General features: G+C 45.6%; 13 protein-coding genes. 3 read left to right on the forward strand and 10 right to left on the reverse strand.

The genetic code is table 11. From position 1 onward, the window contains the following. Positions 1 to 5: 5 nt before the first annotated feature. The 9 genes from M3085_RS00110 to M3085_RS00150 form a co-directional block, all read right to left on the reverse strand. Positions 6 to 458 carry a NuoI/complex I 23 kDa subunit family protein gene (locus M3085_RS00110; RefSeq protein ID WP_178255519.1) on the reverse strand — a complete coding sequence of 151 codons (453 nt, stop codon included), beginning with the start codon at positions 456 to 458 and terminating at the stop codon, positions 6 to 8. Between the two features lie 61 nt (positions 459 to 519). After that, on the reverse strand, positions 520 to 1,620 hold the full coding sequence (gene nuoH, locus M3085_RS00115) for an NADH-quinone oxidoreductase subunit NuoH (protein ID WP_178255520.1): 1,101 nt from the start codon (positions 1,618 to 1,620) through the stop codon (positions 520 to 522). A 35-nt stretch (positions 1,621 to 1,655) separates the two neighbouring features. Continuing rightward, positions 1,656 to 3,275: an NADH-quinone oxidoreductase subunit C gene (locus tag M3085_RS00120; protein WP_225230981.1), complete on the reverse strand. Its 1,620-nt coding sequence runs from the start codon at positions 3,273 to 3,275 to the stop codon at positions 1,656 to 1,658. Then, positions 3,272 to 3,895, reverse strand: a complete 624-nt coding sequence (locus tag M3085_RS00125) for an NADH-quinone oxidoreductase subunit B (protein ID WP_204499571.1) — start codon at positions 3,893 to 3,895, stop codon at positions 3,272 to 3,274. Before M3085_RS00125 ends, M3085_RS00120 begins: the two co-directional genes overlap by 4 nt. Next, positions 3,886 to 4,236: an NADH-quinone oxidoreductase subunit A gene (locus M3085_RS00130; protein WP_178255522.1), complete on the reverse strand. Its 351-nt coding sequence runs from the start codon at positions 4,234 to 4,236 to the stop codon at positions 3,886 to 3,888. The genes M3085_RS00125 and M3085_RS00130 overlap by 10 nt, the downstream gene beginning before the upstream one ends. Before the next feature lie 729 nt (positions 4,237 to 4,965). Then, the gene (locus tag M3085_RS00135; protein ID WP_249052001.1) at positions 4,966 to 5,886 is read right to left on the reverse strand and encodes a DMT family transporter; all 921 of its coding nucleotides are present in this window, start codon (positions 5,884 to 5,886) and stop codon (positions 4,966 to 4,968) included. Then, entirely contained in the window at positions 5,883 to 7,256 is a 1,374-nt protein-coding gene (locus M3085_RS00140) for an aminopeptidase P family protein (RefSeq protein ID WP_249052002.1), read from the reverse strand. Before M3085_RS00140 ends, M3085_RS00135 begins: the two co-directional genes overlap by 4 nt. A 42-nt stretch (positions 7,257 to 7,298) precedes the next feature. Then, positions 7,299 to 8,654: a DUF6055 domain-containing protein gene (locus M3085_RS00145; RefSeq protein WP_249052003.1), complete on the reverse strand. Its 1,356-nt coding sequence runs from the start codon at positions 8,652 to 8,654 to the stop codon at positions 7,299 to 7,301. A 194-nt stretch (positions 8,655 to 8,848) separates the two neighbouring features. Beyond that, the gene (locus M3085_RS00150) at positions 8,849 to 10,027 is read right to left on the reverse strand and encodes a phosphoribosylaminoimidazolecarboxamide formyltransferase (RefSeq protein ID WP_204499578.1); all 1,179 of its coding nucleotides are present in this window, start codon (positions 10,025 to 10,027) and stop codon (positions 8,849 to 8,851) included. A 103-nt stretch (positions 10,028 to 10,130) separates the two neighbouring features. Here M3085_RS00150 and M3085_RS00155 point away from each other — a divergent pair, with 103 nt between their 5' ends. Beyond that, positions 10,131 to 10,685, forward strand: coding sequence for a beta-class carbonic anhydrase (locus tag M3085_RS00155; RefSeq protein WP_191710556.1), 555 nt, complete (start codon positions 10,131 to 10,133; stop codon positions 10,683 to 10,685). A gap of 16 nt (positions 10,686 to 10,701) precedes the next feature. Next, the gene (gene lgt, locus M3085_RS00160) at positions 10,702 to 11,529 is read left to right on the forward strand and encodes a prolipoprotein diacylglyceryl transferase (protein ID WP_178255528.1); all 828 of its coding nucleotides are present in this window, start codon (positions 10,702 to 10,704) and stop codon (positions 11,527 to 11,529) included. 173 nt (positions 11,530 to 11,702) lie between these two features. Here lgt and M3085_RS00165 read toward each other — a convergent pair whose 3' ends face one another. Next, positions 11,703 to 12,287 (reverse strand): superoxide dismutase, encoded by a 585-nt coding sequence (locus M3085_RS00165; RefSeq protein ID WP_249052004.1) that lies wholly within the window; start codon positions 12,285 to 12,287, stop codon positions 11,703 to 11,705. Positions 12,288 to 12,532: 245 nt separating this feature from the next. Between M3085_RS00165 and glmS the strand changes: the two genes are divergently transcribed. After that, entirely contained in the window at positions 12,533 to 14,377 is a 1,845-nt protein-coding gene (glmS, locus tag M3085_RS00170; protein WP_249052005.1) for a glutamine--fructose-6-phosphate transaminase (isomerizing), read from the forward strand. The last annotated feature ends 79 nt before the right edge of the window (positions 14,378 to 14,456 follow it).

Raw genomic sequence — 14,456 nt, forward strand, 5'->3', positions numbered from 1 at the left:
CTTACTTATTTTATTTTATTCAATGTCAGTACGAGCTTTTCTTTCTGGAACACGGCATTTTCGAAGTCATTCGTGAAACGGATGGCGTCATGCGGACACGCGTTCACACACAGTTGGCAGAACATACATGAACCCAAGTTATATTCATATTTCACAAGGAATTTCTTTTTCTTTCCTTCTTCCGTTTCGCGCATTTCGGTTGTCAGGCGGATGGTTCCGTTCGGACAAGCCATTTGACACAATCCGCAGGCGATGCAACGGTTGTTTCCTTCTTCGTCATGAGGCATGACGAGCATGGCGCGATGGCGTTCCGGGATATGGAGGGTAGTGTGGCGGTTTTCCGGATACTGTTCCGTCACTTTCTTCTGGCAGAAAACCTTCATAGAAGTACGCATACCCACCAAAAGCGTCTTCGTACCCCAGAAGTATCCTTTTATATATTCGCTAAATTTACTCATCTTTTTTATTTTTTAGGCCACCGAGATGGTTATGTTTACCAATCGGTTTCCTGTCAACTGATTAAAACGTTAACCCTGCTACCTTGCATACAGTCATCAGTATCAATACTACTAAAGATGTAGGCATGAGGTATTTCCATTCGAATGTTAATACTTGATCGATACGCAGACGGGGGAATGTCCAGCGAATCCACATCAGCAGGAATACCACGAAGAATGTTTTTCCTAAGAACCATACGATTCCCGGAATGTAATCCATGACGGCGTTAAATCCGTCCAGACCTGATATATGGAATGGCATCCATCCTCCGAGGAACAGTGTAGTGGCGATACCGGCTACGATGAACAAGTTCAGATATTCTGCCAGATAGAAGAAGCCGAAATGGATACCCGAATACTCGGTATGATAACCGGCTGTCAACTCTTGTTCTGCTTCTGCAAGGTCGAACGGACCGCGGTTGGCTTCAGCATTACCTGCAATCAAATAGATGATAAAGCATAAAATGGCAGGGATATGTCCTTTGAATATATACCAACCGTTTGCTTGGTTTTCAACGATTGCCTGAATATCGGTGGTTCCGCTTAACACAACCATAGTCAGCACAGATATACCCACTGAGAGTTCGTAGCTGATAATCATGGCTCCGCTTCGTACCGCACCGATGAGCGTATACTTGCTGTTACTACTCCATCCGGCGAGCAGGATACCTAAAATACCGATGCTCGAAGCGGCAATAACGAAGAAGATACCGATATTCATGTGAAGGATTTCTCCGCCTTTGTGCCACGGTAAGCAAGAGAAAGTCAGGATAGAAGCTAAAATCACCAAGAAAGGAGCCAAATTATAAAGGAAACGGTCGGCATCTTTCAGTTTGATGACCTCTTTTATCAGAATCTTGATTACGTCGGCAGGTACTTGGAGTAAACCTCCTTTTCCTCCTACACGATTCGGACCGAGACGGCATTGGAAAGCTGCGCAGACCTTACGTTCCATGTAGATAAGGATGATGGCAAGCACGGCATACAATACCAAAATAATGACACCTACAACAACGCACTCAAGGAAAATGGCAAGGCCTTCGGGCATGATGCCGCACAACCACGAGTGGATGGCTGTCAAGAGCGGTTGTAGGTTATAATAATCTAAAAATGCTTGGTTCATATTTGTAATAATTGGTTTTGAACGTTGTGTTTATCTTATCGGTCGATGTCTGGAATCACAAAGTCTGCCGAAGCACCGATGGCAATCAGGTCGGCAAATTTCCATCCGCGACACAGGGTGTCCATTGCTTGTACCAATGGCAGACCGGTAGACCGGAAGTGCATACGGTACGGCGTTTTGTCTCCGTGACTTTCTATCATCACGCCGAATTCTCCACGGCTTGATTCTACTGCCGATGTCCAGATACCTTCGGGTAACTTGATGATGGGTTTAGTCTTCACGCGGAATTCACCTTCCGGAATGTTATCAATCAATTGTTCGATGATGCGGCATGATTCCATGATTTCGTTCATACGAACCATGTAGCGTGCGAATGTGTCACATTCAGTCAGGGTGATTTCCTTGAAGTCCACTTTATCATACAGTCCGTACGGATGACGTTTACGTACGTCGTTAGCCCAGCCTGTGGCACGTCCTGTACCTCCGGTACATCCTAACGAGATGGCTTCTTCTTTCGTCAGTATGCCCACGCCTTTCATACGGGTGTCGGCGATGACATTGTCTGTGAAAATAGCATGGTAATCTTTGATGACACTACGCAAGTGTTTGATGAATTCTTTCACTTTCTGGCAGAAAGTGGGGTGAATGTCATCCTGTACGCCACCTATCACGTTATAATGCTGGATGAGTCGTCCGCCGGTGGTTTCTTCGAAGATGTCAAGTATCATCTCTCTTTCACGGAATCCGTAGAAGAACGGTGTCATGGCACCCATATCCAATACCAAACAAGAATAGAAAAGCAAGTGCGAATCGATTCGTTGCAATTCGTCCATGATGGTACGGATATATTTGGCACGTTCGGAGATTTCGATACCGGCAGCTTGTTCGATACACATACACAGGGCATGACGGCTTTGGTGTGCGCTCAGGTAATCCAAACGGTCGGTCATACCGAGAGTCTGCGGATAAGTCAGGCTTTCGTTCATTTTTTCGATACCGCGGTGGATGTATCCCAATATCGGATCTACTTTTTTCACAATTTCTCCGTTCAGGGCGATACGCATACGCAATGCACCGTGGGTAGACGGGTGTTGAGGACCCATGCTCACTACAAAGTCATTCTCGCCGAATACTCTGTGGTCAATGCCTTTTAATGTCCCGTCGGGCAGCAGGCGGTATTCTTTTGTAATATCGCTGTTGTATTCATTGTCCAAACGCAGCGGGTTCGAATTCATGTCGTAATCCTTACGCAGCGGCCATCCTATCCAGTCTTCGCGCAAGAAGATGCGGCGCATGTCGGGATGTCCTTCGAACAGGATTCCGAAGAAATCGTATGCTTCACGTTCTTTGATGATAGCAGTTTTCCACAGGTCGCTCACCGTGGGCAGTACGGGTTGTTCGCGGTCGGTCGTTGCAGTACGGATGGCAACGGTGTCGCCCGTCACAGTCGATTCCATGAAATAAACAGCTCCCAAACCTTCTTCTCCCCAGTCCATACCTACTACGTCGCGCAGGAAATCCATAGGGCTTTGTGGGTCATTTCTCAGTCCTTCGGCAACCTTGCGGAAAGCGCTCAAAGGTACTTTGATTACTCCGGCGTTTCCCGGGCAAACTTCAGCTCCTTGTATGTTTTTTATTATATCGTCACGTTTCATTGGTTACCTCCTTTCGCCTTTTCGGTATCGTTGCCTTCTTCGTCGTGTGCATGGCTGCGGTTCAAGCCTCCCAAGTAGTGTTCTACCTTCATCTTGCGTTGTAACTGCATCAGTCCGTAATAGAATGCTTCAGGACGCGGCGGACAACCGGGGATAAAAACATCGACCGGAATTACCTTGTCGATACCGTTTACTACGTTGTAAGACTTGATGAACGGACCGCCCGAAATGGTACATCCTCCTACGGCTACCACATATTTCGGTTCTGCCATCTGGTCGTACAAACGTTTCATTACGGGAGCTGTACGATAGTTGATGGTTCCCATAACCACCAGAACGTCTGACTGGCGAGGAGAGTTACGTGTTACTTCGAAACCGAAGCGTGCCATGTCATAACGTGCAGCACCCAGCGCCATAAATTCGATGGCACAGCAACTGGTTCCCAACAACAAACTCCATACCGAGTTGCTTCGTCCCCAGTTAATCAGTTCGTCGAAAGTAGTCAGAATAACGCCTGCTCCGTCTTGGTTCACCTGTTCTACGAGTTGTTCCAAGTAGTCGTTGTTCTTAAATTCGTCGTATTTCATCGAACGAATCTTCGTACCTTTTTCTACTTCCATTCCAATGCTCCTTTCCGCCAAGCATAAGCAAGGCCTAAAATTAATACTACAAGGAAGAAACTGACGCTGACAAGTGCGTAAGTTCCAATCTGACTTGCCACTACTGCCCACGGAAACAAGAATACTGTTTCGATGTCGAACATCAGGAACAGAATGGCGAACAAGTAATATCCCACCTTAAACTGAACCCAAGAGTTACCGCGGGTAGGGATACCACATTCATACGGCTCGCCTTTTTGCGGGTTAGACGAACGCGGAGATATAAGCTCTGCAATCGCCAACGCTGCAACCACAAGGGTTATTGCCGTCAGAATTACTACTATGATAAATGTGAAAAACATATATAGAAAGATTTATAATAATGACATTTTCGGGTGTGTCTGATGCGGGTCTCATCGCTTTGTCCGGACGGCTAAATCTGAATTTTCTGAAGCCGGTAAAGATAATTGACCGAACTGTGGGTATGGTGAGACTGAATAAGACGTATCGCTGTTCTTATTTGTCTGAATAGAAAACGGTATATTCGGAAAACGCTGTTTTCTATTCGCTTTTGGCTGGTAAACTGTTGTGATTCAGCTGCTGATGGCGAAGTGTAAAGGAATGAAACAAGGGCATAGATGAACCTGACTCTTATTGAAACGACAAGAGCTACCCTAAACGTTAAAAGTTGTTTTATCCCTTTTACCATCCTCGAAATATTAAAAAGCGTGGCAAATTTAGGCATTTATTTTTATTCTTTACCATAAAATTAGTTCAAAAAATAAGCAATCATGTAGATTTTAAAGCAGACGGCAAAAGCTATAAAAACGGGCAGGGCGATACATTAATAATAAAGAGAAAGAGCAGACGGGAGTGTAAGTTTTTATGAATATCGAAGTAGAAGATTCCGGTTTTTGTAAGAGCTTGAAAATGTGTGTGTAACGACTTTCGGCGGATGCTGCCGGAATTTATCCGCATGTGTTGCTGAAAATTAGCCGTAGTGTTGGTTAACGCTACCCATAGCATACCGCTGTGCTATGGGTAGCGTTTTTTATGTATGTTTATATTGAAAAAACGGCGGTAATATTGTTTTATTTTTGAGAGGTGGAATTACTCGTCGTCTGAGCGTTTCCTTTTACGAAATATTGGTTGAATATGATGCCGACCACAATCAGTATCAAACCGATATAGGTAGTGAATACGATTTTTTCGCCCAATACCACTGCGATGAAAAACAGCGACATGAACGGCGAGAGGTAACACAGTTGGTTCACCAAAGCTGGGTTGCTGGTTTTCCGCATTGCCAGCCCGAAGAAAATAAACGGAATACCCATTTCGAACCCTCCCACGTAGATTCCTGAAAGGATGCCCGGAAGTGTGTTTAGGTCAACCCCGACAAAAGCGGCTCCTATTACCAAGTAGACCGACCCGAACAGGAATGTCATAAATAAAACCACGCTGCTGTCTGTCTCATTTTTTTGCTTGTTGTTAATCAGCCAGTAACTTGCCCATAACACGGCACTGAGTGCGGCAAGCAGCAATCCGACGGGGGCTATATTCATTCCGCTTGCATTGCCTGTTCCGAGTGAAATCAGAACAACACCTGCCAAAGAAACAAACATGCCGATGTATTTCTTTTTCGGAATGGGTTGTCCGTCGAATAGAGCCAGCAAGATGAGCAGTACGATGGGCCATGCGTAGTTGATGGGCTGGGCCACCTGTGCCGGTAGGAAGGAATACGCGCTGAACAGCGTAAGGTAATAGGCCACCGGGTTAAGCAGTCCCATTCCCGCAAAATATCCCCATTGTTTGCGGGTGAGCCGGGAAACGAGCCGCCATTTCCGCTGAACGGTGAGCAAAATGGTAAATATGACGAGCGAGGTAAGGCTTGCCACCAACAGTAATTCAAAGTAAGTAAGATTCTTTAAAGCTATCTTAAAGGCGGTAGCTACGGTCGACCAGCTCAATACGGCGAGACAGGCGTATACAATCGCTTTGTTGTCGTTTTTCATCGCAGTGCCTCCACTTCTTCGGTTGTCAACGGAATCTTCTTACCCAAGCGGCGTGCTCCGGTTTCGGTTATCAGATAATCTTCCTCGTTACGCAGTCCGGTAAAATCGCGGTAACTTTCCAGCTTATCGTAGTTAATGAAATCGGTGAAGCGTTTCTCTGCTTTCCAGTAATCTATCAGTTCAGGGATAAAATAAATACCCGGTTCGATGGTCAGAACGAATCCCGGTTCGAGCGGGCGTGCCAAACGCAGTGATTTGCGTCCGAACTGTGTGCTTTTAGGTTCTCCGTTGTAGCCTACCCATACTTCGCCGAGGTTTTCCATGTCGTGAACATCAAGCCCCATCATGTGTCCCAGTCCGCAAGGGAAGAACATGGCGTGCGCTCCGGCAGCCACCGCTTCGGCAGGGTCTCCCTTCATCAGTCCTAACGCCTTCAGTCCCTCGCAGATTACGCGGCATGACAATTCGTAAACCTCTTTAAACGGTACGCCCGGCTTTAACGCATCGATGGCAGCCCGGTGAGACGCTACCTGTATATCGTAAATTTCTTTTTGTCGCGATGTAAATTTCTTACCCGCGCAAATCGTAGACGACATGTCGCCGGCGTAACCCATAGCGGTTTCTGCTCCCGCATCTACCAATAACATATCGCCCTCTTTCACGGTATGTCCGTGATAATGGTTGTGTAAAGTCTGTCCGCATACCGTTGCAATCGTGGGGAAAGACAAAGAGCAACCGTGTGCCTGAGCCACTGCTTCGAGGGCGGCAGACACTTCGCATTCTTTCATCCCGACGCGCAGCGTACGCATGGCGGCAAGGTGCATTTCGGCGGTAACGTCGCAAGCCCGCTCGATTTCAACGATTTCTTCGGCTGTTTTATAGTTTCGTAAGTTTACGATTGCTTTGATGAACGTAACCGAAGGCTGTTCGGTGCCCGGTTTGATACCCAACAGGTCGAGTAGCTTCAAGCGATGTTCGGCGCGATAAACGGGCAGGTAATGAATCGCCTGTCCCTTTTTCCGTGCTTTTTCAAGATACGCTTTCAGGTCGGCAGAGGGGCGTGTCTCGCCGATGCCCACCCGTTGCGCCTTTTCGTGCAAAGTAGGTTGCGTTCCCATCCACACGATGTGGTCGATGGTCAACTCGTCACCGAATATAATTTCACGGTCTTCATCAATGTCAATGATGGCATTTAATCCGGCATACGGAAGTCCGAAAAAGTATAAAAAAGAAGAATCTTGACGATACGGATAGGTGTTGTCTTCATAATTCATTCCGCTTTCATCGTTTCCTAAAAACAGTAAAAGTCCGGAGCCGACACTCTTTTTGAGCGTATTTCGGCGGTTCATATAAGTTTCTTTTGCAAACATGGTTATAATAATAAAAAGTGATGCGACAAAAATAGTGAAAAATCAATTCTTGGGCGTGGTGCCTTTCAGTTTTATACGATAAGGCCATTGGGCATCTTTCTCGTTGCTCTCAGGAGACGGGTTCATCCAATGTTCGGTAGGCGCGCCCATAACCACCAGCCAGAGGTAAGACAGTTGGGCGTTATCGGGTGTTTGGAAACTTAGTTTCCCGCTTGGAGCTGACTCCATGTCTCCGTAAATGCTTTTCCCCTCGGCAGTCACTGCTACGAATCCGTATCTCCATCCTGCTTTGTCAGAATTGACGGCGGTGTACCCCTCAATGGATTGGCTTATTCCTTCGAAAGTGACTTCCACTTTTTTACCGCTTTCGGGCACAACAAGCGGGATGGCATTGAAACCATAATTCTCCGGACAATTTTCAGCGGCTACCTGATACCATCCTTCAGGTTGCGCTATCAGCCGGCAAGTATACTGATTCGCATACGGCCGGCTGTTTTTCCATACCCGGTCGAAGTCCCAGTTGATGAAATGCCGGCAAGCATCAAATATCTCATCACAGAAGTCGCCTTGTGAGAGTTTAGTCATGCGCTTGTAAGTAATCACGGGGTCTTCTCCACGTTTTCCCTGACGAAACATTTCAGCTATAAACGGCTTGCCGTGTTTGGTACTCCAGTATTCAAGTACGTAAGGAGAGTGGTAAATATTCTCCAAATGCAAGAAAGCCTTGTGGGATAGTTTGGTGAATGCTTCCCAGTGGTAACGCTCATCGGTCTGCCAGTCGGGGTTTACTTGCCAAAGCATCCATTGCGATGCCATTTCAAAAAATCCGCATCCTCCCCATGCTTCTCCCGCACCGTCGCAGGTAATTTGCGACTGGAAACTATGCCCCAACTCATGTGCCACGCAGTTCAGCTTTTCATCCTGAATGCGGTTCGGTGCTACCCATAAGCCCCCGATAACCCCGTCATAGTCTCCGCCGTACGCTGTTCCTTCGAGCGAATAATTCAGCATCACCATCATCCGGTACCGGTCGCTGTTTGAACCGGGCTTGGTAAATTGAAGGGTATCTCGGAAGAACGTGTAGAAATGCTCCAACTTCTCGGTAAGGTTTTTCATGTCTACTTTCATTTCCTTACCTTCTAAGCGGGGAGGGTTGGATAAATCATTGCCGAAGCCTTTTTGCCAGAATATAGCCAGATTATCTGTACAGCACAAGCGGTGGTAACTCCATACCGAAGCCGTGTCTGTTAAATCCATTCCCTGCAAGTCTTTTGGAATGTATATTTCTTTGCCTTTGAAGTTTGCACACGCTTCTTTCGGGCAAACATGCTGCGCTGCTGCCGGCAAGGTGAGCGCCGCGCATAAGAATGACGATAATAATAGTGAGGGTGTTTTCATAGAACCTATGCTTTTTTAAGGCAAAAGTAGGCGAAATGAAACGGAAGGAATGAAAGAAAAGTCTAAAAAGATGACACTATGGTATATTTTAGGCAAGCAGATATGCCGGGGAGGGTTTGGGGGGATAAAAAAGACACGGAACCAACAACGTGTCTGAGCTATGGTTATCTGTTGGTTCCGTGTCCGGATTACTATTAATGATGGAACAAGCGGATTCCTGTAAATGCCATCGCAATTCCGTACTTGTCACAGGTTTCGATAACATTGTCATCGCGTACCGAACCTCCGGCTTGCGCTATATATTCTACACCGCTTTTGTGTGCACGTTCGATGTTGTCGCCAAATGGGAAAAATGCATCCGACCCCAGCGATACACCCTTCAGTGTGTCCAGCCATGCTCTTTTTTCTTCGCGAGTTAAAACTTCGGGTTTCTCGGTGAAGAATTGCTGCCAAACGCCGTCAGCCAATACGTCGTCGTGATCATCGCTGATGTAAACATCAATAGTGTTGTCGCGGTCGGCACGGCGGATTTTCTCTACCCACGGCAGGTTTAATACCTTCGGATGCTGGCGTAAATACCAGATATCGGCTTTGTTTCCGGCGAGGCGCGTACAGTGGATGCGGCTTTGCTGACCTGCACCGATACCGATAGCCTGTCCGTCTTTAACGTAGCAAACCGAGTTCGATTGTGTATATTTCAGCGTGATGAGAGCAATCATCAAGTCGCGCTTGGCTGCATCGGTAAAATTCTTGTTTTGTGTAGGGATGTTTGCAAACAATTCCGGCGTATTCAGCTTGATTTCGTTTCTTCCCTGCTCGAAGGTTACACCGAATACGTCTTTGTGTTCGATGGGAGCCGGTTTATATTCCGGATCTATCTTGATAACGTTATAAGTCCCTTTACGTTTGTTTTTCAAGATAGCCAGTGCTTCGTCGGTATATCCCGGAGCGATAACTCCGTCAGACACTTCGCGGTTGATAAAGCGGGCGGTTGCTTCGTCGCATACATCGCTAAGTGCTATAAAGTCGCCATAAGAAGACATACGATCCGCTCCGCGGGCACGTACGTATGCGTTGGCAAGCGGGGAAAGCGGCAGACCGTCGACGAAATAAATCTGTTTCATCGTATCATCCAGTTCAAGACCGATAGCAGCTCCCGCCGGACTAACATGTTTAAAAGAAGTAGCAGCAGGCATTCCCGTAGCTTCTTTCAGTTCTTTCACTAACTGCCATCCGTTTAAAGCATCCAGAAAATTAATATACCCCGGACGTCCGTTTAATACTTCAATAGGCAGTTCGCCTTCTTGCATAAAAATGCGTGCCGGCTTTTGGTTAGGATTACAGCCGTACTTAAGTTCTAATTCTTTTGACATAATTCGCTTGTTTGGTTTGAATTTTCTACAAAAATACAGATTATTTGTTTTTTGTCAAATAAAGTATGTACTTTTGCCAAAAACAGGAAAGAAAGGAGCAATTATGATAGACGATTTGTTGGAATACAATAACGCATTTGTCTCTCAAAAAGGATATGAAAAGTATATCACCAATAAATATCCGGATAAGAAAATAGCTATCGTAACGTGTATGGATACACGCCTTACGGAATTGCTTCCGGCTTCGTTAGGGATAAAAAACGGCGATGTGAAGATGATAAAGAATGCCGGTGGGACGATAACTCACCCTTTTGGCAGTGCAATGCGGAGTCTGTTGGTTGCCATTTATGAACTGGGGGTGAAAGAGGTGATGATTATCGGGCATTCCGACTGCGGAGCACAACACATGGACAGCGAAACCATGCTGAACCACATGCGCGAGAGAGGTGTTTCGCAAGATCATATTGACATGATGGAATATTGTGGGGTGGATTTGCGGGCATGGCTGAGCGGTTTTGACGATGGCTGCGAGGCTGTTCGCCGCAGTATGCACATTGTTGAACATCATCCGCTTATCCCGAATGATATTGTGGTGCGTGGTTTTATTATTAATTCTACCACCGGAAAATTGACAGAAGTAGAACATTCAGACAAGTAATTTATAGAATAAAGTTATGACATTGGCAAGCATTGTATGGGATGTAGACCCTGTATTGGTTCATTTAGGCTCTTTGGAAATCCGCTGGTATGGACTGATGTGGGGATTGGGATTTATCTTTGCGTACGAAATGGTATCGCGCCTGTTTAAAAAGGAAGGTTATCCCGATAATTGGGCAGACAAACTTTTTATTTATTGTATTGTGAGCAGTGTGATTGGTGCCCGATTAGGACACTGCCTGTTTTACGAATGGGATTACTATGGCGCACATCCCGCCGAGATCTTCAAAATATGGAAAGGTGGACTTGCCAGTCATGGCGGAGTATTTGCATTGATTCTGGCACTTGTCTGGTATTCGAAGAAAGTCACGCGGAAAAGCGTGTGGTGGCTGTTCGACCGCATGATACCTGCCGTAGCTGTGGTATGTATGTGTATTCGGTTTGGTAATCTGATGAACTCTGAAATATTCGGTTATCCTACTTCATTGCCGTGGGGATTTGAGTTTGTCCGTTCGCGTGAGTGGCAGGAGCTATATAACCAGAACGGAGCATCGTTACCCTGCCATCCTACTCAAATTTACGAAATGCTTTATTGTTTCGTTGCCCTGATTGTTTCGTGGGTGATGTATCATAAATACAGTTTACAGCGGCACGTGGGATTGATAACGGGCGTTTCGTTATTGATTTTCTTCGGTGCACGTTTCGGATTGGAATTCATGAAAAATCCGCAAGTGGCAGAAGAAGTAGGCATGACCTTGAATATTGGTCAGTGGTTGAGCGTGCCACTTATTGTTTTAGGTCTTTATCTGATACTGACAAGCAAAAAGCGCAAAGAGGCTTTCTGAGAAGATAATCATCTGTTTTTCTGAAAAAAATAACGCAGGGGCTTTCCTAAACTGATGTTAGGATAAGTTCCTGCGTATTCACTTTCTCATTTATTACCCAATAGAATAAAATTTTTAGCCGACAAGCTATTCGTTGCTATGAGTAGAGTTGACCTGTTTGTCGGGTAGAATTTTTATAGTACCGCTTGTAATTTTGCGGCGATATATTCCCAGTTAACCAGTTCCCAGAATGTTTTAACAAAATCGGCGCGTCGGTTGCGATAATCAATGTAGTAAGCATGTTCCCAAACGTCGATAGTCATTATAGGAGTCAAGCCGCGTTTCAATGGATTACCGGCATTGGATTCGCTGATAATTGATAAATGTCCGTCTTTATCTGCCACCAGCCATGTCCAGCCCGAGCCGAACAGTCCGATTGCAGCTTTTGTAAATTCTTCTTTAAAAGCATCTACCGAACCGAAATCGCGTGTAAGCGCATCTTTTAGTGCAGCAGGCATTTGAGGCTGATGAGGCGTCAGGCTTAAGAAGAAAAATGTATGATTCCACGTTTGAGCCGCATTGTTGAAAATGCCTCCATCGGCTTGCCGGATGATATCTTCCAGTGTTGAATTTTCAAAAGAAGTACCTGCGATAAGTTTGTTCAGGTTGTCTACGTAAGTCTGTAAATGTTTTCCGTAATGGAAATCAAAAGTTTCTTTGCTCATTTTCGGAGCAAGTTCTTCCGTCTTATACGGAAGTTCCGGCATTTTATGTAACATAATTGTATGGTTTTAAGTGATTATTACTAAAAATAAAACACGCTATGCTATCGGAAAGTTTTCCTTGTCTGCCTACATTTTCCTAAAGTTATAAAAAATAGTTCAGATAGCCTCTTATATTGGGAAATAAATTAATTTTGCAGCAGGATGGTTTGTTTCTTTTTGATACAAAATAAACAGATAACCAGAATATATGATGCTATTATGTAATTATTTATAATATTTGGTTAAATAAACAGCGTATTATGTGTGGAATTGTAGGTTATATAGGAAGGCGGAAGGCTTATCCGGTATTGATTGACGGATTACGCCGGTTGGAGTACAGAGGTTATGACAGTGCAGGCGTGGCATTGATAAATGAGAAAGGCGAGTTGAATGTTTATAAATCGGTAGGAAAAGTAGCCGATTTGGAACGGGAGACAGAAGGTAAAGACGTGTCAGGGCATGTGGGAATCGCACATACGAGATGGGCTACCCACGGTGAACCGAGTACAGCGAATGCGCATCCACATTGTTCTTGTCATGGTAATCTGGCTTTGGTGCATAATGGGATTATAGAAAATTATGCTACGCTAAAAGAGAAACTCTGCGCAAAAGGTTATGTGTTTAAGAGTAACACCGACACAGAGGTGTTGGTACAGCTTATTGATTACATTCAAACCCACGGCGCACCCGATTTGTTGACCGCAGTACAGTTGGCTTTGCGTGAAGTCGTAGGGGCATACGCCATTGCGGTTATCGACCGTAACCGCCCCGACGAGATAGTTGCCGCACGCAAAAGCAGTCCTTTGGTAGTAGGCATAGGCGAGGGGGAATACTTTTTGGCATCCGATGCCACTCCGATGGTGTCTTATATTAATAAGGTGGTTTATCTGGAAGATGGCGAGATAGCTGTGCTTCGGGCAGGCGAAATTTTGAAGATTGTCGATTTAAATAATGTTGAGTGTGCTCACGAAGCACAAACCGTAGCCATGAATTTAGGGCAGTTGGAAAAAGGAGGATATGCTCATTTCATGCTGAAGGAAATCTTCGACCAGCCTGATTGCATCAGCGATTGTATGCGCGGAAGGATTAACCCGAATACGTGCGAAGTTCTATTGTCGGCGGTAGATACGCACAAAGAAAAACTGGCTGAAGCCAAGCGTTTTGTGATAGTGGGCTGCGGAACTTCATGGCACGCCGGACTGATAGGAAAGCAGTTGATTGAAGCATTCTGCCGTGTCCCGGTAGAGGTAGAATATGCTTCAGAGTTCCGTTATTGCAATCCGGTTATCTCGTCGGATGATGTGGTGATAGCCATTTCGCAGAGTGGGGAAACAGCCGACACGCTTGCTGCCATCGAACTTGCCAAACAGCGTGGGGCTTTTATATATGGCATCTGCAACGTAGTGGGTTCTTCTATCGCACGTGCCACTGATACAGGCTCTTATATTCACGTAGGTCCGGAAATCGGGGTGGCTTCTACAAAAGCCTTCACAGGTCAGGTGGTGGTACTGGCTTTGCTGGCACTCGCTCTCGGTAAAGTAAAAGGTACGCTTCCTGAAAAAGAATACCACGATACGGTTGCTGCCCTGATGGAAATCCCCGGTAAAATGAAACAGGTGTTATCGGAAAATGCTTTCATTGCCGACTTGTCTAAAATGTTTACTTATGCGCGTAATTTTATTTACTTGGGACGTGGTTATGCTTATCCGGTGGCATTGGAAGGAGCCTTGAAACTGAAAGAAATATCTTATATTCATGCCGAAGGATATCCTGCCGCCGAAATGAAACACGGCCCGATTGCGCTGATAGATGCGGAAATGCCGGTGGTGGTAATCGCTACTCAATCGGCACTTTATGAAAAAATAGTCAGCAATATTCAAGAAATCAAGGCACGTAAGGGGAGGGTAGTGGCCATTGTTACGCAGGGCGATACCGTGATTCGCAGCCTTGCCGATTACAGTATCGAACTTCCGCCGACGCTGGAGTGTTTGAATCCGCTGATAGCCGCTATTCCGTTACAGTTGTTGGCATATCATATTGCAGTTTGTAGGGGCATGAATGTTGACCAGCCTCGTAATTTGGCAAAATCCGTGACCGTAGAATAAAAAGTGTCTGGTGTTTGCGTTTTTTTATAACTTAAAACCTGATTACGTATGAAGTTCTGCGTGAATCTTATTACCTTTG

This window comes from Bacteroides caecicola (assembly GCF_023337095.1).
GTDB classification, from domain to species: domain Bacteria; phylum Bacteroidota; class Bacteroidia; order Bacteroidales; family Bacteroidaceae; genus Phocaeicola; species Phocaeicola gallinarum.